We start from the raw sequence: 19408 nt of genomic DNA on the forward strand, positions 1-19408 counted from the left end.
CGGGTGAGCTGGCTGAACGACGCGGACGACCTCGAGGACGACTTCGAGGACTACGACGAGAGCAGCATCCGCACCCGGCCGAACCCGAAGGCCAACCGCCCCCGCACCAAGCGACGCCCCGCGCACGAGGACGCGCAGATCGGCCGGGTCCTGGGCGTCGACAGGGGCCGGTACTCCGTGCTCCTCGACGAGGACACCGCGCAGGAGCGCACGATCACCGCCGCCCGCGCGCGGGAGCTGCGGCGCACGCCGATCGTGACGGGCGACCAGGCCCGCGTCGTCGGCGACACCTCGGGAGACGAGGGCACGCTCGGCCGGATCGTGGGAATCGTCGAGCGCACCTCGCTCCTCCGCCGCAGCGCCGATGACACCGACGAGGTCGAGCGGGTGATCGTCGCCAACGCGGACCAGATGCTCGTCGTCGTCGCCGCGGCCGATCCCGAGCCCCGCGCCCGGCTCGTCGACCGCTACCTCGTCGCCGCCCTGGATGCCGGCATCCGTCCGCTCCTCGTCGTGACGAAGACCGATCTCGCCGACCCCGCGCCGTTCCTCGCCCACTTCGACGGCCTCGACCTCCGGGTCTTCACCAGCGCGCAGGACGAGATGCCGATCGACGAGATCGGCGCTGCGCTCATCGGCCACTCGACGGTCTTCGTCGGGCACTCCGGTGTCGGCAAGTCGACGCTGGTGAACGCCCTGGTGCCCACCGCAGGCCGCGCCACCGGACACGTGAACCAGGTGACCGGCCGCGGACGCCACACCTCCTCCTCGACCGTCTCGCTGCGTTACGAGGGTGCCGACGGCACCGGCTGGGTCATCGACACCCCCGGCGTCCGCTCCTTCGGCCTGGGGCACGTCGACCCCGCGAACATCCTCGCGGCCTTCACCGAGCTCGCCGTCATCGCGGAGGACTGCCCGCGCGGCTGCACCCACCTGCCCGACGCTCCGGACTGCGCCCTCATCGAGGCGGCGGACCGCGGAGAGCTGAGCGAGACGGGACGCGCTCGCCTGGACTCCCTGCAGCGCCTCCTGCAGACCTTCGCGGACAAGGCGGAGCAGCCCCCCGGACGATAGGCTGGGGACGTGACCGAACGCCTGGAAACCGGAACCGCCGCCCCCGACTTCTCCCTGCTCGACCAGGACGGGAACACCGTCCGCCTGGCCGACCTCCGCGGCACGAAGACGGTGCTGTACTTCTACCCCGCGGCGATGACCCCGGGGTGCACGACCGAGGCCTGCGACTTCCGTGACAGCATCTCGTCGCTCCAGGGCGCCGGGTATCAGGTCGTCGGCGTCTCGAGGGACGAGCCCGCGAAGCTCGCCGCCTTCCGCGACCGTGACGGCCTCACGTTCCCGCTGCTCAGCGACCCCGATCACGCGGTGCACGAGGCGTACGGCGCCTGGGGCGAGAAGATGAACTATGGCAAGGTCGTCGAAGGGGTGATCCGCTCGACGTTCGTCCTCGACGAGGACGGCGTCATCACCAGCGCGCAGTACAACGTGAAGGCCACCGGTCACGTGGCACGGCTGCGCAAGCAGCTCGGCATCGACGCCTGACGGGTCGGCGCGGACTCACTCCGCTTCGCGTCGGGTCCCCTCGCGGCGCGCGCTCGCGATGAGGAGCGCGAAGCCGGCGACGGCGGGGATCCCGAGTCCGAGCACGAAGGCCCACGGGATCGGCGGCAGCGTGAGGGCGCCCAGCGCCAGGGCGATCGCGAGGACCTGGAACACCACTCCGCCCGATCGTGCCCAGGAGCGTCCGGCCCTGGTGCCGAACGCGAAGGCGGCGAGCGCCGCGGCGCCGATCAGCGTCAGGACGATGAGGGCGATGGCCGTGGGCAGCGACGCGGCGTCCCCCGCCCCCAGCCCGGCCATCTCGATCGCGGCGAACACGAGCAGGGCGACGGCTTCGACCGCCAGGACGGCGGCGGCGGCGCGGGCGATTCCCGGTGCGCGCACGGGTGTCCTCCCGGGGATCGAATGACGAGAAAACCCTTGATTTCAGGGTATTCATGTAACAGAATAGAGAAAGTCATGTGCTCCCACAGCGGCGTGGGGCGAACGTTCGCGTTCGCATCACAATCAGCGGGCATCCGCCCGTATCTCAACAGGGTAGCGGAACCCGAACCGTCACCCGAATCGAGGGGTCGCGTCGCGACATCTCATGAAATCCACACCGAGGAGCCCCCATGGACTGGCGTGACAAGGCCGCCTGCCTGACCGTCGACCCCGAACTGTTCTTCCCCGTCGGGAACACCGGCCCGGCCGTCGATCAGATCGAGAAGGCCAAGACGGTCTGCGCGACCTGCACGGTCACCGAGATCTGCCTGCAGTACGCACTGGAGACCAGCCAGGACTCGGGCGTCTGGGGCGGCCTGTCCGAGGACGAGCGCCGCGCCCTCAAGCGCCGCGCGGCCCGCGCCCGCCGCGCTTCCTGAGATTCGCCGAAGCGGCCTGAGACTCGGTCTCAGGCCGCTTCTGCGTGCACGGGCGGGCTCAGCGCTCCAGCCACCGCAGCGGGATGTCGATGACCACCTCGGTGCCCTCGCCTTCACTCCCCTGCCAGTCGATCGTGCCGCCCAGCTCCCCCTGGATCAGGGTGCGGATGATCTGCGTCCCCAGGCCCTGGCCCACGCGGCCCTCCGGGAGACCGTGGCCGGTGTCGCGCACCGTCACGCGGAGGTTGTCCTCCGTCCGCTTCGCATCGATCGTGACGACGCCTTCCTGCCCGGCGAGACCGTGTTCGACGGCGTTGGTCACGACCTCCGTCAGCGCCAGCGCCAGCGGAGTGGCGTATTCGCTGGGGAGCACGCCGAAACGCCCCGTGGACTGCGTGCGCGCCCGGGTGTTCGGTGCCGAGGCGACCTCGGCGACGAGCTTGAGGACCCGGTGGAAGACCTCGTCGAAGTCGACCTTCTGTGTGAGGCCCTGCGCGAGGGTGTCGTGCACGACCGCGATGGCGTCCACCCGGCGCATGGCCTGGGTGAGGGCATCCCGGGCCTCGTCGGAGTGCGTGCGCCGCGCCTGGATCCGCAGCAGCGAGGCGACCGTCTGCAGATTGTTCTTCACCCGGTGGTGGATCTCGCGGATCGTCGCGTCCTTGGTGATGAGCTCCTGCTCCTGGTGACGCAGCTCCGAGACGTCGCGGCAGAGCACGATGGCGCCGATGCGCGTGCCGTGGTCCTTCAAGGGGATGGCACGGAGCGAGACGGTCACGCCCCGCGCCTCGATGTCCGTGCGCCAGGGCGCCCGTCCGGTCACGACCACGGGCAGCGACTCGTCGACCTGACGGGACGGCGGCACGAGACGGGTGGTCACCTCGGCGAGGGATTCCCCCTCCAGTTCGTCGTCGAAGCCCATCCGGTTGAAGGCGGAGAGCGCGTTCGGGCTCGCGAACGTCGTGATGCCGTCGACGTCGATGCGGATCAGGCCGTCGGACGCCCGCGGCGCACCGCGGCGCGGCGACGTCGGCGCTGCCGGATCCGGGAAGCTGCCGTCCGCGATCATGCGGAACAGGTCGTTGGCGCACTCGTCGAAGGTGATCTGCTGACGCGACGGCGTGCGGACCTCGCCGAGGTTCGTGTGCCGCGTCACCACGCCGATGACGCGGGGAGCCTTGTCCTCTCCGCGACGCTCGATCACGATCGGGACGGCGCGCACCCGGGTCGGCGTCTCCTCGAACCAGTCGGGCGAGGAGGAGTCCACGATCTCCGCCGACTCGAAGGCGCCCTGCACCTGCGTGCGCCACTGCGGCCGCACGCGCTCCCCGACGATGTCGCGGTAGAAGAGCGTCGCGGCGCCACTGGGCCGGGCATGCGCGACGGCGATGAACGAGCCGTCCTCCGTCTGGATCCAGAGCACGATGTCGGCGGAGGCGAGGTCGGCGAGGAGCTGGCCGTCACCGGCGAGCCGATGCAGCCACTCGACGTCGTCGTCGGTCAGAAGGCCCTGGGCCTGGGCGAGATCACTGAGGGTTGACACCTCTCCAGCCTAGGGTCCCGTACCTCAGAGGATGGCGAGCGACGTCGCGCGCCACCGGCGGTCGAGCCCTTCCAGGCGGATGGCCACCGCGCGCGTCCGCCCCGGGCCCGCCACGACGACGACCGCCTCGACGATGCCGTCGCGCGGATGGGTCACCCGCACCGTGCGGATGACGAAGGTCGGGCGGGCCGGCGGGACTCCGCGGGCACTGCGGGCGCGAGCGGCGAGATTGGCACGGGTGACGAGGCTGCGGTACGCCTCCTCGCTGAACCACCGCGCGAGCTGATCCACTTCCCGCACCCCGGCCAGCGCCTCGAGCACACCGTGCGTGAGACTCCGCACCAGGAGCGCAGGGTCGGGAAGCTGATCGGCAGGGGTGGGCTGCGGTCCGAAGTACTCGGCCAGCATCATCGGGATCTCCCCTCGAAGGCGGCGGCGAGCCGTCAGTAGACCACGCGGGGGAACCCGCGCGGGGAAGAGGGAGAAGGTCTGTGGACAACCCGTACCCGCCGCGGATGTGGATAACTCAGATCGGGCGACGCGCGCCCCTACGCTCGGTCGGGTGCACTGGGAATCCCTCTTCGACGACCTGGAAGGGCAGCTCGCCGCGGAATGGGAGGCCGAGCGCGCCGCCCGCGATGCCGAATCCGAACGCCTCCGGATCGCCCGGCTCGACCTCCGGTCGCGCCTGCGGCACCTGTGCGCCACGGAGGCCGAGGCGGTCGTCCACCTCGCAGACGGAGCAAGGCTGCCCGTGGGCCTGCGGTCCCTGGGGGTGGACTGGGTCGCCGCCCTCCCCCGGGTGCCGCAGGGGGCGCGCCTGCAGAGCTCCGTCCTGCTGGTCCCGCTCGCGGCGGTGCGCGGTCTCACGGTCGACCACGGGGCGATGCTGGCGAGCCTCACCGCCGAGAACCCCGGTGCGCCGACGCTGCGGGAGCGGATGACGCTGGGCTTCGTGCTCCGCGACCTCGCCCGCCGTCGCCTGCCGGTGCAGCTCCGGCTGCTGGTCGGGGACGACCTCCACGGCACCATCGATCGCGCGGCCGGAGATCACCTGGATCTCGCCGAGCACGACAGCGGGACCGCACGCCGCGCCGACGCCGTGCGCGGATTCCGGATGGTGCCGTACGCCGCACTCGCGACCGTCCGGGTCCTGGGCACCCCGTCGCTCTGAGCGCTCACACGATCGGCGTGACCGCGGGACCCCAGAGCTCCGGGAAGCTGGCCGCCTGCGACTGCCGCCACAGGGCCATCCGCCGCGCCTCCTCCGTCTGCGCGGCGAGGTACTCCTCGATGCTCGTCTCCTCGACGCGCCACCGCGGCGGCGACCCCAGCGGAGCACCACGCAGATGTCCGGCGTGCACGAGGGCGATCACCTCCTCGACCTCGATGCTCAGCAGTTCGGCGACCTGGCCGGGCGCGAGGAAACGGGGCGTCTGCGGGTGCGGGGGTGTCATGCCCTCATTCTGGGCGCGTGCGAGGGGCGGCGTCGGAGAGCGGCAGCGCCTTGTGGATAACTCGACCATCCGCGGCCGCGCTTCTGTGACGATGTCGCCATGTCCCCGATCTCCCGTTCCCCTCGTCGCCTCCGTGGCGACCTCCGCTTCGCGGTGGGCATCGCGCTCGTGCTCGCCTCGGTCTCCGGCGTCTGGTACGTCGTCACCGCGGCGGATCAGGCGACCCCGGTGCTCCAGGCGCGACGCACGATCGTCCGTGGCGAGGTCCTTCGCGCGTCCGACTTCCAGACCGCGGAGGTGGCGCTCGGCGCGGTCTCCGACGAGTACCTCCGGCCGGAGCAGCTCGGCGCGGGGCAGATCGCCGCCCGCACGCTGACGAAGGGCGAGCTCCTGCCGCGGACGGCGACGGCGGCAGCGGAGAGCGGCCGTACGACCACGGTCGTCGTGGAGAGCAGCGTCGGCCTCCCGGAGGATGTGGTGACCGGCACGGAGGTCGAGGTCTGGCAGGCGCCCCTGCGCGACGACGGCCGCTCCTACGACGAGCCGCGCATCCTCGTGGGGGATGTCGTCGTCCGCACCGTCCTCGAGCCGGAAGGACTCCTCGCCGAGGGCACGGCGGAGGTCGAGATCGTGATCGACCGCAGCGACGTCGCCGCGGTGCTGGGCGCCGTCACCGGAGGGGCGGCGCTCTCCGTGGTCCCCGTCGGGTCCGGGTCGTGACCGTCGTCCTCCTGGCGGTCGGTGCTCCCCGCGCCGAAGGGCTCGCCGCGGAGCTGGAATGGGAGGGCGTCGCGGCGATCGCCCTTCCGTCGGCCTCCCCCGCCGCCATCATCGCGCGTCTGCAGCCGGACGTGGAGGCCGTGGTGGTGCCGGCGACCAGGGAGACCCTCACGTCCGAGCTGCGGGCCGCCTGCGATCGCGCGGGCGTGCGCATCCTCACGCTCGGCGGGACGGACAGCCGCGCGGTGGCGCGGCTCGGCCTCGCTCGCCCGCTGCGCGCCGACGCGGCGGGATGGGAGGTCGCCGCAGCGCTGGCCGAGGATGCGTTCGACTCTCCGTCGGCGCCGACCTCCCCCGCGCGCATCACGACGGTGTGGGGACCGCAGGGCGCCCCGGGGCGGTCGACGGTCGCGATCCAGCTCGCCGTCGAGCTCGCCCGCCGGGGTCGCCGGACGGCGCTGGCCGATGCGGACACCGTGGCGCCCGCGCTCGCCCTGCTCCTGGGCATGGACGACGATGCCCCGGGGCTCGCCGGAGCCTGCCGACGCGTCGAGACGGGGGCGTTGGATCCCGCCGAGCTGTCGCGCCTCTCGGTCCGCCTGCTCGCCGGCGGCGCCGAGGTCGACGTGCTGGCGGGGCTGAACCGTCCGAGCCGCTGGCCGGAGCTGTCGGATGCACGGCTGCGCGCGGCCCTCTCAGCCTGCCGCACGTGGCGGGACGAGACGATCGTCGACGTCTCCGCCGCGATCGAGGCGGACGACGAGGCCACTTTCGATGTCGTCGGCCCCCGTCGGCATGCCGCGACCACGGCCGCGTTGCGCGCAGCCGACCAGGTCGTGGCGGTGGCCGCCGCGGATCCACTCGGCATCAGCCGGTTCCTCCGTGACCATGCCGAGATCCGCCGCCTCGTCGGGCACACGCCGGTGACGGTCGTGGTCAACCAGGTGCGCCCCGGACCGCTCGGCCTCGATGCCCGGAGCCAGATCCGTCGCACGCTGGAGCGGTTCGCCGGCCTCACCGAGGTGGCCTTCCTGCCGTACGACCGTCGCTCCGTCGATGCGGCGCTGCTCCATGCGCGCCCGATCTCCGACGTCGCCCCGCGCTCGACGATGGTCGCCGCCGTGCGTCGCCTGGCCGCCGACCTCGATGCGTCCGCGTCCCCGCCGGCTACTGCCGATAGCTCGACAGGAAGTTCCCGAGGCGCTCGACGGCTTCGCTCAGCACTCGCGGCTCTGGCAGGGTCACGAGGCGCAGGTGGTCCGGCGTCGGCCAGTTGAAACCCGTCCCCTGCACGAGCAGGATGTGCTCGGACACCAGCAGGTCGTAGACGAGCTTGGCGTCGTCGCGGATCTCATGCACGTTCGGGTCGAGGCGGGGGAACGCGTAGAGGGCGCCCTGCGGCTTCACGCAGGACACACCGGGGATGGCCTCCAGACCTTCCCAGGCGATGTCGCGCTGCTCGTGCAGCCGCCCGGTCGGCGCGATGAGGGCGTCGATCGACTGCACGCCGGACAGCGCGGCCTGCACGGCGTGCTGCGCCGGGACGTTCGGGCAGAGCCGGGTCGACGCCAGCAGCGTGATGCCTTCGATGAAGCCCTTGGCGTGATCCTGCGGACCCGTGACGACCATCCAGCCGGAGCGGTAGCCGGCGACGCGGTACGTCTTGGAGAGCCCGTTGAACGTGAGGCAGAGCAGGTCGGGCGCCAGGGTCGCCGTCGGGATGTGCACCGCGTCGTCGAAGAGGATGCGGTCGTAGATCTCGTCGGAGAGGACGAGGAGCTGGTGCTCGCGCGCGATCTGCACGAGGCCCTCCAGCACCTGTCGCGAATAGACCACCCCGGTGGGGTTGTTCGGGTTGATGATCACGAGCGCCTTGGTCCGCGGGGTGATCTTCGACCGGATGTCCTCGAGATCGGGCTGCCAGCCCGCGTCCTCGTCGCAGAGGTAATGCACGGGCGTCCCACCGGCGAGGCTGGTCATGGCCGTCCACAGCGGGTAGTCGGGGGCGGGGATGAGGACCTCGTCCCCCTCGTCCAGCAGCGCCTGCATGGTCATGGTGATGAGCTCGGAGACGCCGTTGCCGAGGTACACGTCGTCGGGATCGAAACGGGGGAACCCCTCGATCTCCTCGTACCGGCTCACCACGGCACGCCGGGCGGAGATGATGCCCTTGCTGTCGCTGTACCCGTGCGCCGTGGGGAGCGCGGCGAGCATGTCGTGCACGATCTGGTGCGGGGCGTCGAAGCCGAAGATCGCGGGGTTGCCGGTGTTGAGCTTGAGGATCCGGTGGCCCTCTGCTTCCAATCGCGCCGCCTCGACGAGGGCGTTTCCGCGGATCTCGTACAGGACGTTCTTGAGCTTCGACGACTGGTCGAAGGTGCGCAATGGTGTCATCGATCAAGCCTACAGGGACGCGAGGAGGGCCAATCCGCACGGACTGGCCCTCCTCGTCACCCGAAGGCTTACTTCTTCTTCTTGCTCTGCGCGCGCCGCTGCTCGCGGTTGCCCGCCGCCGGGGCGGCCGGCTCCGTGCGCTGCCCGAAGGCGCCGCGCGGGGCCTCCTCGGGCTCAGCCTGCTGCGGAGCCTGCGCGCGGGCCGCGGCCTGGCGCATCCGGTCGGTCGCGGCCTGCTGGACCTGCCCGCGGTCGTTGCGGACCTCGACCTCTCCGGCGTCGTTCGCCGCCGAGTACTCCAGGCGCTGCTCTCCACCGTCGGTGGCGAGCCCCTTGGCCTCGACCTCTGCCGTCTCGGCGTCGCCGGCGCGACGGACCTCGACCTCGAGGTTGTAGAGGTAGCCGACCGACTCCTCCTTGATCTGGCCCATCATCGACTGGAACATCGCGTAGCCCTCGCGCTGGTACTCGATGAGCGGATCGCGCTGCGCCATCGCACGGAGGCCGATGCCGTCCTTGAGGTAGTCCATCTCGTAGAGGTGGTCGCGCCAGCGGCGGTCGAGCACCTGGAGGACGACGCGACGCTCCAGCTCGCGGGTCGCGGCCTCGCCGAGCGACTCCTCGCGCTTCTCGTAGGCGATCTTCGCGTCGGAGAGCAGCTCGCGCGTGAGGCCCTCGGCGGTGATGCCGCCCTTGCGGCCGGCGGCCTCCGACACGACCTCGTCGATCGTGACGCTCACCGGGTAGAGCGTCTTCAGCTCGGTCCAGAGGGCATCGAAGTCCCAGCTCTCGTTGTGACCCTCGCCCGTGTGGTCGCGCACGACGCCGCTGATGGCGTCCTCGATGAAGTGCTGCACGCGGTCGGCGATGTCGTCGCCCTGGAGGATGTGGCGGCGGTCGGCGTAGATCGCCTCGCGCTGACGGTTGAGGACGTCGTCGTACTTGAGGACGTTCTTGCGCATCTCGGCGTTGCGCGCCTCGACCTGCGACTGCGCGCTGCGGATCGCCCGGGACACGAGGCCCGACTCGATCGGGACGTCGTCGGGGAAGTTCGTGCGGGCCAGGATCGCCTCGGCGGCGCCCGACTGGAACAGCCGCATGAGGTCGTCGGTGAGGCTCAGATAGAACCGGCTCTCGCCCGGGTCGCCCTGACGGCCGGAACGGCCACGGAGCTGGTTGTCGATGCGGCGAGACTCGTGACGCTCGGTGCCGAGCACGTAGAGGCCGCCGGCCTCGATGACCTTCTCGGCCTCCTCCTCGACGACCTTCTTCATGGCCTCGTAGGTCTCGTCCCAGGCGACCTCGTACTCCTCCGGCGTCTCCACCGGGTCGAGGCCCTTCGCCTTCAGCTCCTGCACCGCGAGGAACTCGGCGTTTCCACCGAGCATGATGTCGGTGCCTCGACCGGCCATGTTCGTCGCGACCGTGACGGCCCCGAGGCGGCCGGCGCGGGCGACGATCTCCGCCTCGCGCGCGTGGTTCTTCGCGTTGAGGACCTCGTGCTTGACGCCCTTCTTGGCGAGCAGGCGCGACAGGTACTCGCTCTTCTCGACGCTGGTGGTGCCGACGAGCACCGGCTGCCCGCTCGCGTGGCGCTCCGCGATGTCCTCGACGACCTGCGCGAACTTCGCGGCTTCGTTCTTGTACACCAGATCCGGCTGGTCCTTGCGGATCATCGGCCTGTTCGTCGGGATCGGGATGACGCCGAGCTTGTAGGTCGACATGAACTCGGCGGCCTCGGTCTCGGCGGTACCGGTCATGCCGGCGAGCTTGTCGTAGAGGCGGAAGTAGTTCTGCAGCGTGACGGTGGCGAGGGTCTGGTTCTCGGCCTTGACCGGCACGCCCTCCTTCGCCTCGATCGCCTGGTGGATGCCCTCGTTGTAGCGGCGCCCGACGAGGATGCGACCGGTGTGCTCGTCGACGATCATGACCTCGTCGTTCATCACGACGTAGTCGGTGTCCTTCTTGAACAGCGCGAGCGCCTTGATCGAGTTGTTCAGGAACGAGATGAGCGGCGTGTTGGCGGACTCGTAGAGGTTGTCGATGCCGAGATAGTCCTCGACCTTCTCGATGCCCGGCTCGAGGACGCCGACGGTGCGCTTCTTCTCGTCGACCTCGTAGTCCTCGCCGGCGACGAGCGTGCGGGCGATCTTGGCGAACTCCGCGAACCAGCGGTTCGCCTCGCCGGAGGACGGCCCGGAGATGATGAGCGGCGTACGGGCCTCGTCGATGAGGATGGAGTCCACCTCGTCGACGATCGCGAAGAAGTGCTCGCGCTGGACGAGGTCCTCCTTGCGCCAGGCCATGTTGTCGCGGAGGTAGTCGAAGCCGAACTCGTTGTTCGTGCCGTAGGTGATGTCGGCCGCGTACTGCTCGCGGCGCACGGCGGGCGTCTGGCCGGAGACGATGATCCCGGTCGTCATGCCGAGCGCGCGGTAGACGCGGCCCATGAGCTCCGCCTGGTAGCTCGCGAGGAAGTCGTTCACGGTGATGACGTGCACGCCCTCGCCGGCGATCGCGTTCAGATAGGCGGGGAAGGTGGCGACGAGGGTCTTGCCCTCACCGGTCTTCATCTCGGCGATGTTCCCGAGGTGCAGGGCGGCTCCACCCATGATCTGCACGTCGTAGGCGCGCATGCCGAGTGTCCGCTTGGCGGCTTCACGCACCGCGGCGAAGGCTTCGGGCATGAGCTGGTCGAGCGTCTCACCCTTCTCGTAGCGGGCGCGCAGCTCGGCGGTCTCGTTGCGCAGCTCGTCGTCCGTGAGCTGGGAGATGTCCTCCTCGAGGGCGTTCACCGCCTTCACCACCTGGTTCAGACGGCGGATGATCCGCCCCTCACCTGCGCGCAGCAGCTTCTCAAGAGGATTCGCCACGGATGTCATCTCCCTGTCATTGGGTCATTCGCCGGCCGCCGTGAGGCGAGCGCCAGGCATACTTTGCCATGTTACCGGCCTGTGACCTCCACGTCGCCTGCATGGGCCCGCCGCGCCGCGTCCGGGAAGTTGCCCGGTATGCATATACTCGGCACTGCTTTCCATCCGCCAGCTTTCAGGAGACCGGTCATGTCCGTACGTCAGAGCCTGCTCGCCATCCTCGATCAGGGCCCCTGCTACGGCTACCAGCTGCGCCACGAGTTCGACCGCCGGACCGGATCGACGTGGCCGCTCAACGTCGGCCAGATCTACAACACCCTGGAGCGACTCGAGCGCGACGGACTGGTCCAGCGCGGGGAGGCCGACGACCACGGCCATGTCTACTGGCACATCACCGCGGCGGGCTCGGCCGAGGCGGCGCGCTGGCTCGCCGCTCCGGTGCTCCGCGCCCCGGCCACGCGCGAGGAGCTCGCCGTGAAGCTCGCCGTCGCCGCCACCCTGCCCGGAGTGGATGCCGCGACCATCCTCCGCAGCCAGCGCGACGCCTCACAGCAGCGGCTGGACGAGCTGCGCCGCACACCCTCCCCCGGGCTCGCGGCGGGCAGCCCCGAGGACCTCGCGTGGTCGCTCGTCCTCGACTCCCTCGTCTGCGCAGCGGAGGCCGAGCTGCGGTGGCTCGATCAGGCGGAGGCACGACTCGCGCAGCACCCGCATCCGGAGATGGCCCTGGAGCTCACGACGGAACGCCCCAAGAGAGGGCGCCCGGCCAAGACGGTGCCGTCCGCCGTCGCCGGCGGCGACCCCGTCGCGGTGCCCGCCTGACGCGTTCGCCGACGACGCCCGCCGTTCGCCCGGAGCGGATGCTCAGCCCGCGCACGCGCCCGGGAAACTAGGATCGGCACATGGCTGGATTTTGGGGCAGACGCAAACGCGAACAGGAAGAACTCGCCGCGCAGGACGCGGACCTCGCCCGGCGTGCGGAGCAGGCGCTCGTCGCCGCCGACGAGCGCATCCGCACCACCTCCGACGAGCTCGTCTTCGCGGAGGCCGAGCTCGGCGAGTCCCTGACCGCCGACCTCAAGGCCGCGCTGCTGTCGGTGCGGACGCACCTGCGGGAGGCCTTCCAGCTCCACCAGCTCAACCACGACGAGATCCCGGACACCGACGAGGAGCTGCGCACGCGGAACGCGCGCATCCTGCAGCTCTGCGACTGGGCCCAGGACCTGCTCGACGAGAAGACCACCGTGCTCGCGGAGTCCGTCGCGAAGGTGCGGCGCGCGCCCGAGATCATCGCCCAGGTCCGAGCGGACGCGGAGGCGCTGAGCGCCCGGATCCCGCAGACGGACGAGACGGTGTCCCGGCTTTCCGCGCGCTACTCCGATTCCGCCATGCACCAGATCACCGCGAGCGCCGCCGAGGCGGAGCAGCTGATCCGCTTCGCCACCCACAGCGCCGACATCTCGGAGCGCCGCCGCGCCGCGAAGCAGAACGAGGAGGCGAACCTCGCGCTGGAGACGGCCACCGAGGCGACGCGCCGCGCCGCCGCCCTGCTCGACGCGGTCGAGGACTTCGAGATCGAGGCCCTGCGCGCCGAGTCGACGCTGGCCGAGGTCATCGCCGACTCCCGCAACGACCTCATCGCCGCGCGGACCGCTCCGTCCACGCCCGCCGTGGCGGAAGCCGTCGCGCGGCTGCAGGCGGCTCTGGCCGCGCTCACCCCCTCGGGGCAGCCCAACGATCCGTTCGCCGAGCTCTCCCAGCTGCGCGAAGCGAACGCGGGCCTCGATCACGCCATCGCCACCGCTCGGCACCGCGCCGAGAACCCCCTGCCGTCCCTCGCGCAGGTGCAGCACGCGATGGACGACGCCGACCGCCAGCTGGGTGTCGCCCGCGGGCTCATCGCCGGCCACCGCGGATGGATCGGCGCCGACGCGCGCACCCGTCTCGCCGAGGCGGAACGACTCCGCGTCGATCTGCCCGCGCTGCTTCCGGCCGAGGAGACCCGCGAGACGGCTCTCGCCCAGGCTCGCCGGGTGGCGCACCTCGCCGCAGAGGCGCTCCAGCTCGCACAGCGCGACATCGACTCCTCCCGCCCGCAGGACCAGGACTGGGGCGGCGGCGGCTGGGGTGGCGGTCCCCGTCGCGGCGGCGGCATGGGCGGCGGCGATCTCGCCTCCGGCATCCTCGGCGGGCTCGTGATCGGCAGCATCCTCGACGGCATCTTCGACTGACGCCCCTCCACGCGAGAACGGCCCGATCCCCGCGGGGATCGGGCCGTTCTCGGTCGTGTCAGGAGGCGAGCGCCTCGGCGGGCGGAGCCTGCGTGCTCAGGGCGATGACTCCGTAGTCCCAGCCCTTGCGGCGGTAGACCACGCTCGGGTGGTCGGTGCGGGCGTCGACGAAGAGGAAGAAGTCGTGCCCGACGAGCTCCATCCGGTCGACGGCCTCCTCCACGGTCATCCATTCCGCCTCGAAGCTCTTCGTGCGGATGACGACCGGGGAGTAGTCCTCCTCCTCCTCGCTCTGCACGGGGATGCTGCCCGTCGCCACGGCATGCAGCACCTCGGCGGAGGCCGGCTGCACGTCGATGCCCTCGAGGGAACCGCTGCCCTTCTCGAAGTGCGGACCGCGCGGATGCTGTCGACCGTCGACCCGCTTCTCCTTCGCGCGGCGCAGCTGCTCGGTCATCTTGTCGATCGCGAGATCGAGCGCCACGAACTTGTCGCCGTCGACGGCCTCGGCGCGGACCACGGGGCCCTTCCCGACCAGCGTCAGCTCGACGGTCTCGTCCGGGATGCGACCGTTGCGGTAGACCCGGTGCGTGACCTTCACGTCCAGCCGTTGCGCCTTGGCGGCGAGTGTCTGGATCTTGGCGATCTTCTCTTCGACGACGGTGCGGAAGCGATCGGTGATGCCCACTCCGACGCCCACGATGCTCGTTTCCATTGCTGCCTCCTTGTCCCGGTCCGCCCGGCCAAGGGCGGACCGTGGTCGCCTTGTGACACCCCACCGTAGTCCGACCCGCGGCGGATGTCACGGCCCACGGCCCTGTGTCTCCGGTGAGTCTCCGATGAACCTCATCCGGATCCGGGCGACTTCGGCGTGGCGGCGAGCGCGACGGCCCCGACGACCACGAATCCGGCCACGACGAGCGCCCGGGCGGCCTCGTCGAGCGTGGCTCCCGTCGTGATCACGTCGTCCACGACGACCGCCGGCGCCCCGAGCCCCGACCGCCGCGACCGCATCGCGCCGCGGACGTTCGCGGCGCGGTCCGGTGCGGCCAGCTCGCGCTGGTCCCGCACCCGGCGGGTGAGGGTCAGGACGCGCTGCGGATCGGCGCCGGCGCGCCGGACGAGGAGCTCCGGGACACGGTAGCCCCGCCGACGAAATGCGCCGCGGGAGGTCGGTACCGGGATCACCCAGGCACCGGAGACGAGGGCGGGCGTCAGGACGGCGGCGAGCGCGGCGCCGAGCGGCCGGGCCAGGAGCGTCTCGCCCTCCCCCTTCAGCCGCCGGACACAGGACGCGACCGGGCCCTCCAGGGCGAGCGCGGTCCGCACCCGCAGGCCAGCGGGCGTGCGCACCTCACGCGGCGACGGCTCGAGCGCGGTCCGGCAGTCGTCGCAGAGCAGCACCCCGGGGAGCTCGCACCCGGCGCACCGTGCCGCGAGCAGCAGCGCACCGATCTCGGCGAGGAGCGGATCCCTCCGCGTTCCGATACCCATGCATGGATCCTGTCGCCCGGAGCCGGTGCGTGGATCGCGGACGGGTCGAGGTGAGAACGGACGGGTGTCGTCCGCGACTGTGCAGGAGCGGTCACTCGCCCGCGCGCGTGGCGAGGACGGCGACACCCTCCGCGACCTCGCGCCACGCCGAGCCGGCATGGGCGAACAGCTGTCCGTCGGTGTCGAGGATGCGCACGCCCGCCGGAGTCCGGGCGCCGGCGACCGAGGCGGCGTCGCTCGGCGCGGTCTCCGCCGACCCCGGACCGCCGACCGGCTGCACGAGGAGGCGGGGGGTGGACGAGTCGGTCAGGACGGCCAGGCGGTCCGGCCCCAGCCAGACGAGTCCCGTCGACGCCTCGGAGAGCTGGAGCAGCGGTCGGACCTCGCCGAGCTCCGTGGGCACCCCGGAGTCGTCCCGCACCACCGCGGCGACCGCGAGCCAGCGCTGACCTCCGACGATGATCACCGCCGCCACTCTGGCTCCGTCCGCCGCCACCCGCACGTCCGAGACGGAGGAGGCGCTCGGCCAGGCGCTCGCCACCTTGTGGGCGACGACGTCCGCGCCGACGGCCTGCACGGCCTGTGGCGCCCCGGCGGGGACGGACCACACGTAGCCATAGGGGTCGAGGGACGGACGCACGAGACCCGGCCGGGCATCCAGCTCGTCGCGCGACCCCTTGCCCACCAGGTACACGTGGCCGTCGTCGAGCTGCAACGCCGCGCTGGCATCGTCGGCAGCGACGTCGATCGCCTCGATCGGCTGCGAGATGGACTGGATCTGCGGGCTGATCGCGGAGAGCGACGCGATCTCGTCGCCGACGATGCGTCCGAACACACCGTCCTTCAGCACGAGCGTCCCCGGATCGGGGGTGGGGCCGGCCAGCTCGACGACTCCCGCGTCGAGAGCCCGCCCGTCGACGCTGAAACGCACCTGGGTGACGTTCACGCCGGCGGCCTTCAGCGTCGCCTGGAGCTGCGTGCGCATGCGCGCCAGGGTGGTCCTGTCGAGACCCGCCGCCGGACGCGTCAGCGACACCTCGGCGACCTGCGCCGTGATCAGCACCGCATCCTGCGCCAGTTGCACATCGGCCGGGAACGCCGTCTGGACCGCCGGGTCGAGCCACTCCGCCGGTGTGCCGGCGACGAGCGCCTGGGTCACCGTGGTCGCCGGGCTCTGACGACGGGGGAACCACCGCGTGTCGGGGACGAGTCGAGACCAGCTCGCATCGAACCACTGCAGGGAGTACCCCTCGAAGACGTTCGGGAACCGCGCCTCGTCGATGACGACGCCGTCGGGCGCCTGGGTGATGCGCCACTCCCCGTCCTCACCACGGGCCAGCGCGAACGGGACGCTCGAGTCACCGGGAGCGCCGCTGTACTCCCCGGAGTCGTCGACGCTCGCCACCAGCTCGAGCAGCACCTGCACCTCGGCCTCGTCGGCGTCCTCGACCTGGTCGTCGGCGAGGTTCGATGTGAGAGTCCGCGCCTCGGACCCCGCATCGATGGAGACGCCCGCCGACGGACGCCAGCTCCGCTGCAGCGACGGCGCCAGGAACTCCCGCGCCGTGGCCCAGTTGTCCGAGGTCGTGATGCCGGCCTCGAGGAAGCCCTCCACGATCTCCTCCGGTCCCGCCCCCGCGATGGGGCCCGAGGCGACCGGGAGCACGTCGACGTCGTCCGGCGACTCGCCCAGCTCGAGGCCGACCGCGACGTCGCCGCTCGTCGGCAACCCTGCGCAGGCGGGCAGCAGCAGGGCCACGACCGCCACGGCGGCGGCGCGGAGGAGGCGACGTGACGCGCGCGTGGTCATGACTGCTCCTTCCCGTCGAGGAGATCAGAGTACGTCTCGGCGATGGAGATCGGCTGCGTGGCGTCCCCGAGCTCGGCGAGGGGCTCCTGCGGCTCCACCGGGATCGGGCTCGGACCGTCGAGCACGCGGTCGTGACGCGGGATGGTCAGCACGAAGTGCGAGCCGACACCGAGCTCCGACCAGACCGCCAGGGTCCCGCCGTGCAGCGTCGCGTCGCCGAGGGCGATCGACAGGCCGAGCCCCGTGCCGCCGATGGTGCGCTGGCGTGAGGGGTCGGCGCGCCAGAAGCGGTCGAACACCCGCTCCGCGTCCCCGGGGTCCATGCCGAGCCCGAAGTCGCGCACCCCCGCCGCCACGGCATGCTGGTTGCTGTCCACCGTGACGACGACCGGGCGTCCCTCCCCGTGCTCGATCGCATTGCCGATGAGGTTGCGCAGCACCCGCCGCACGCGGCGCGGGTCCATGTCCACCGGCGAGTAGCCGCCTGGTGCCACGAGGCGGATCTCCGTGCCGTGTCCTTCCGCGAGCGGCCGCATCTGCTCGATGACGTCCTCCGCGAGCTGGGCGAGACTCGTCGCCTCCAGCTCGAGCTGCACGGACCCCGCGTCGTAGCGACTGATCTCCAGCAGGTCGGCCAGCAGCGTGTCGAACCGCTGCACCTGCGCGTGCAGCAGCTCGGCGGTGCGCGCGGTCGTGGGGTCGAACTCGTCGCGCTGGTCGTTGAGCATGTCGGCGGCGAGACGGATCGTCGTCAGCGGGGTCCTCAGCTCGTGCGAGACGTCGGACACGAAGCGCTGCTGCACCATCGAGAGCTCGCCGAGCTCCTTGATCTGCGCCTCGATGCTGTCGGCCATCGCGTTGAAGGAGCGGCCGAGGGTCGCGAGCTCGTCCTCGCCGTGCACCTCCAGCCGCACGCCGAGGTCGCCCGCCGCGAGCCGCGCGCTCGTCTCCGCCGCCTGGACGATCGGGGTGGACACGGTCCGCAGCACGATCCAGGAGATGACCGCGACGATGGCGACCAGCCCGATGCCGGCGATCCACAGGGTGCGCTGCACGAAGACGAGGGTCTGGTCGGCGTCGGCGAGGTCGTAGGCGAAGTAGATCTCGAAGGATCCGGCCTGCGGCACCTGGAGCTGCTGCCCCACGACGATGCCCGGCACGACGCCGCCGTCCTCCGTGGGGAGGGCGACGGACTGCCAGGCCTGCCGGTCGTCGAACTCGCGGACCCTGGCCTGCAACTCGGGGCTCAGCAGATCCGGCGTGAGCCCGGCGGTGAAACCGTTGAGCCGGACCGTCCCCGAGCCGTCCTGGATCTTGAAGCCGGCGAGCAGGTCGGCGCTCGATGTACGAGAGAGGGTGTCCGGGATACCGTTCCACAGATCGGTCAGCGCCGCGGGATCGTCGCCCACCTCCGCCACGTCCAGCAGGGACTGCGCCTGATCCACCGCCCGGCGGGCATCCTCCAGCGCGACGTTCTTCCGCGACACGAAGAGGTCGTTCTGGATGACGAGCGCCATCGTGACGCAGGTGATGAAGATCGCCAGCGACGTGGCGACCAGGGTGATCGCGAGGGTGCGGAAGCGGAGCGACCGTCGCCACAGCGCCGCCAGCACGTCCGGCCAGCCGCGCCAGTCGCGGAGGACGGCGACGGCCGTGGTCGCTGTCGTCGCGGCCATGGGGTCCCTAGGTGACGCTGCCGGCGCGGTAGCCCACGCCGCGGACCGTCATGACGATCTTGGGGTTGTCCGGGTCGAGCTCCACCTTCGCCCGCAGGCGCTGCACGTGCACGTTCACGAGCCGGGTGTCGGCCTTGTAGTGGTAGCCCCAGACCTGCTCGAGGAGCATCTCCCGGGAGAACACCTGCTGCGGCTTGGAGGCGAGGGCCACGAGGAGCTGGAACTCCAGCGGCGTGAGGGCGATCGGGGTCGTCCCGCGGCGCACCTCGTGCGCGTCCACGTCGACGGTGAGGTCGCCGATCCGCAGCTGCTCGCTGGAGGCCTGCGGCGTCGGCCGCAACCGGGTGCGGATGCGCGCCACGAGCTCCTTGGGATTGAAGGGCTTGACCATGTAGTCGTCGGCCCCGACCTCGAGACCGCGCACCACGTCGGCCGTGTCGCTGCGGGCCGTCAGCATGATGATCGGCACCCCCGACTCGGCGCGGATCCGCGTGCAGATCTCGATGCCGTCCATACCGGGGAGCATCAGGTCGAGGAGCACCAGGTCGGGACGCTGCGCGCGCCACTCGTCGACGGCGCGCGCGCCGTCCGCGCAGAACACCGGCTCGAATCCCTCCGTGCGCAGCACGATGCCGATCATCTCGGCGAGCGCGGTGTCGTCGTCGACCACAAGGATGCGTGAGGTCATAACTGTTACCTTATGGCACCGAGTCCCGCCCTCCGCAGGTCTGCGCCTCAGCGCGAGGATATGACACGATGGGAGCGCACGACG

The 19408-nt window shown here is 71.3% G+C and carries 19 protein-coding genes; 8 read left to right on the top strand and 11 right to left on the bottom strand.

Features of this window, described 5'->3' with window-relative positions:
- The first annotated feature begins 3 nt into the window (after window positions 1–3).
- The gene (gene rsgA / locus ACIQID_RS04905; RefSeq protein WP_312673065.1) at window positions 4–1074 is read left to right on the top strand and encodes a ribosome small subunit-dependent GTPase A; all 1071 of its coding nucleotides are present in this window, start codon (window positions 4–6) and stop codon (window positions 1072–1074) included.
- Window positions 1075–1083: 9 nt separating this feature from the next.
- A complete protein-coding gene (bcp, locus tag ACIQID_RS04910; RefSeq protein ID WP_105949568.1) occupies window positions 1084–1557 on the top strand; it encodes a thioredoxin-dependent thiol peroxidase in 474 nt (157 codons plus the stop codon).
- Window positions 1558–1572: 15 nt separating this feature from the next.
- Here the strand turns inward: bcp and ACIQID_RS04915 are convergent, their stop codons facing one another.
- Window positions 1573–1959 carry a hypothetical protein gene (locus ACIQID_RS04915; RefSeq protein WP_312673067.1) on the bottom strand — a complete coding sequence of 129 codons (387 nt, stop codon included), beginning with the start codon at window positions 1957–1959 and terminating at the stop codon, window positions 1573–1575.
- A 230-nt stretch (window positions 1960–2189) separates the two neighbouring features.
- Between ACIQID_RS04915 and ACIQID_RS04920 the strand changes: the two genes are divergently transcribed.
- A complete protein-coding gene (locus ACIQID_RS04920; RefSeq protein ID WP_017203224.1) occupies window positions 2190–2438 on the top strand; it encodes a WhiB family transcriptional regulator in 249 nt (82 codons plus the stop codon).
- A 58-nt stretch (window positions 2439–2496) separates the two neighbouring features.
- Here the strand turns inward: ACIQID_RS04920 and ACIQID_RS04925 are convergent, their stop codons facing one another.
- The gene (locus ACIQID_RS04925; RefSeq protein WP_025103058.1) at window positions 2497–3981 is read right to left on the bottom strand and encodes a sensor histidine kinase; all 1485 of its coding nucleotides are present in this window, start codon (window positions 3979–3981) and stop codon (window positions 2497–2499) included.
- Between the two features lie 24 nt (window positions 3982–4005).
- Entirely contained in the window at window positions 4006–4392 is a 387-nt protein-coding gene (locus tag ACIQID_RS04930; protein WP_312673068.1) for an Rv3235 family protein, read from the bottom strand.
- Between the two features lie 151 nt (window positions 4393–4543).
- On the opposite strand from ACIQID_RS04930, the gene ACIQID_RS04935 reads away from it, so the two are divergent.
- Complete coding sequence (locus tag ACIQID_RS04935; protein ID WP_312673069.1) at window positions 4544–5155, top strand: hypothetical protein; 612 nt, start codon at window positions 4544–4546, stop codon at window positions 5153–5155.
- A gap of 4 nt (window positions 5156–5159) precedes the next feature.
- Here the strand turns inward: ACIQID_RS04935 and ACIQID_RS04940 are convergent, their stop codons facing one another.
- Window positions 5160–5438 (bottom strand): helix-turn-helix domain-containing protein, encoded by a 279-nt coding sequence (locus tag ACIQID_RS04940; protein ID WP_312673071.1) that lies wholly within the window; start codon window positions 5436–5438, stop codon window positions 5160–5162.
- A gap of 99 nt (window positions 5439–5537) precedes the next feature.
- On the opposite strand from ACIQID_RS04940, the gene ACIQID_RS04945 reads away from it, so the two are divergent.
- A complete protein-coding gene (locus ACIQID_RS04945) occupies window positions 5538–6158 on the top strand; it encodes a flagella basal body P-ring formation protein FlgA (protein ID WP_312673072.1) in 621 nt (206 codons plus the stop codon).
- Window positions 6155–7435 carry a CpaE family protein gene (locus ACIQID_RS04950; RefSeq protein WP_400282516.1) on the top strand — a complete coding sequence of 427 codons (1281 nt, stop codon included), beginning with the start codon at window positions 6155–6157 and terminating at the stop codon, window positions 7433–7435. The genes ACIQID_RS04945 and ACIQID_RS04950 overlap by 4 nt, the downstream gene beginning before the upstream one ends.
- On the opposite strand, the gene ACIQID_RS04955 is transcribed toward ACIQID_RS04950, so the two are convergent.
- Window positions 7326–8552, bottom strand: a complete 1227-nt coding sequence (locus ACIQID_RS04955; protein WP_400282519.1) for a pyridoxal phosphate-dependent aminotransferase — start codon at window positions 8550–8552, stop codon at window positions 7326–7328. The two genes, ACIQID_RS04950 and ACIQID_RS04955, sit on opposite strands and share 110 nt — an antisense overlap.
- Window positions 8553–8620: 68 nt before the next feature.
- Window positions 8621–11425, bottom strand: a complete 2805-nt coding sequence (gene secA / locus ACIQID_RS04960; RefSeq protein WP_312673076.1) for a preprotein translocase subunit SecA — start codon at window positions 11423–11425, stop codon at window positions 8621–8623.
- 189 nt (window positions 11426–11614) lie between these two features.
- Between secA and ACIQID_RS04965 the strand changes: the two genes are divergently transcribed.
- Together ACIQID_RS04965 and ACIQID_RS04970 are read left to right on the top strand one after the other, a co-directional pair.
- Window positions 11615–12247, top strand: coding sequence for a PadR family transcriptional regulator (locus ACIQID_RS04965; RefSeq protein ID WP_312673078.1), 633 nt, complete (start codon window positions 11615–11617; stop codon window positions 12245–12247).
- Between the two features lie 80 nt (window positions 12248–12327).
- Window positions 12328–13656, top strand: coding sequence for a hypothetical protein (locus ACIQID_RS04970; RefSeq protein WP_312673079.1), 1329 nt, complete (start codon window positions 12328–12330; stop codon window positions 13654–13656).
- A gap of 58 nt (window positions 13657–13714) precedes the next feature.
- Here ACIQID_RS04970 and hpf read toward each other — a convergent pair whose 3' ends face one another.
- From hpf to mtrA, 5 genes are all read right to left on the bottom strand, one after another.
- Window positions 13715–14371, bottom strand: coding sequence for a ribosome hibernation-promoting factor, HPF/YfiA family (gene hpf / locus ACIQID_RS04975; protein ID WP_025103048.1), 657 nt, complete (start codon window positions 14369–14371; stop codon window positions 13715–13717).
- 131 nt (window positions 14372–14502) lie between these two features.
- Entirely contained in the window at window positions 14503–15150 is a 648-nt protein-coding gene (locus ACIQID_RS04980; protein WP_400282526.1) for a ComF family protein, read from the bottom strand.
- 91 nt (window positions 15151–15241) lie between these two features.
- Window positions 15242–16960: an LpqB family beta-propeller domain-containing protein gene (locus ACIQID_RS04985; RefSeq protein ID WP_400282529.1), complete on the bottom strand. Its 1719-nt coding sequence runs from the start codon at window positions 16958–16960 to the stop codon at window positions 15242–15244.
- Window positions 16957–18636: an MtrAB system histidine kinase MtrB gene (gene mtrB / locus ACIQID_RS04990; protein ID WP_312673085.1), complete on the bottom strand. Its 1680-nt coding sequence runs from the start codon at window positions 18634–18636 to the stop codon at window positions 16957–16959. Before mtrB ends, ACIQID_RS04985 begins: the two co-directional genes overlap by 4 nt.
- A 7-nt stretch (window positions 18637–18643) precedes the next feature.
- Window positions 18644–19324 carry an MtrAB system response regulator MtrA gene (gene mtrA, locus ACIQID_RS04995; RefSeq protein WP_025103044.1) on the bottom strand — a complete coding sequence of 227 codons (681 nt, stop codon included), beginning with the start codon at window positions 19322–19324 and terminating at the stop codon, window positions 18644–18646.
- Window positions 19325–19408: the final 84 nt, after the last annotated feature.

Origin of the sequence: Microbacterium sp. NPDC091676, from assembly GCF_044756645.1 — a bacterium.
Taxonomy (GTDB): Bacteria; Actinomycetota; Actinomycetes; order Actinomycetales; family Microbacteriaceae; genus Microbacterium; species Microbacterium paraoxydans_D.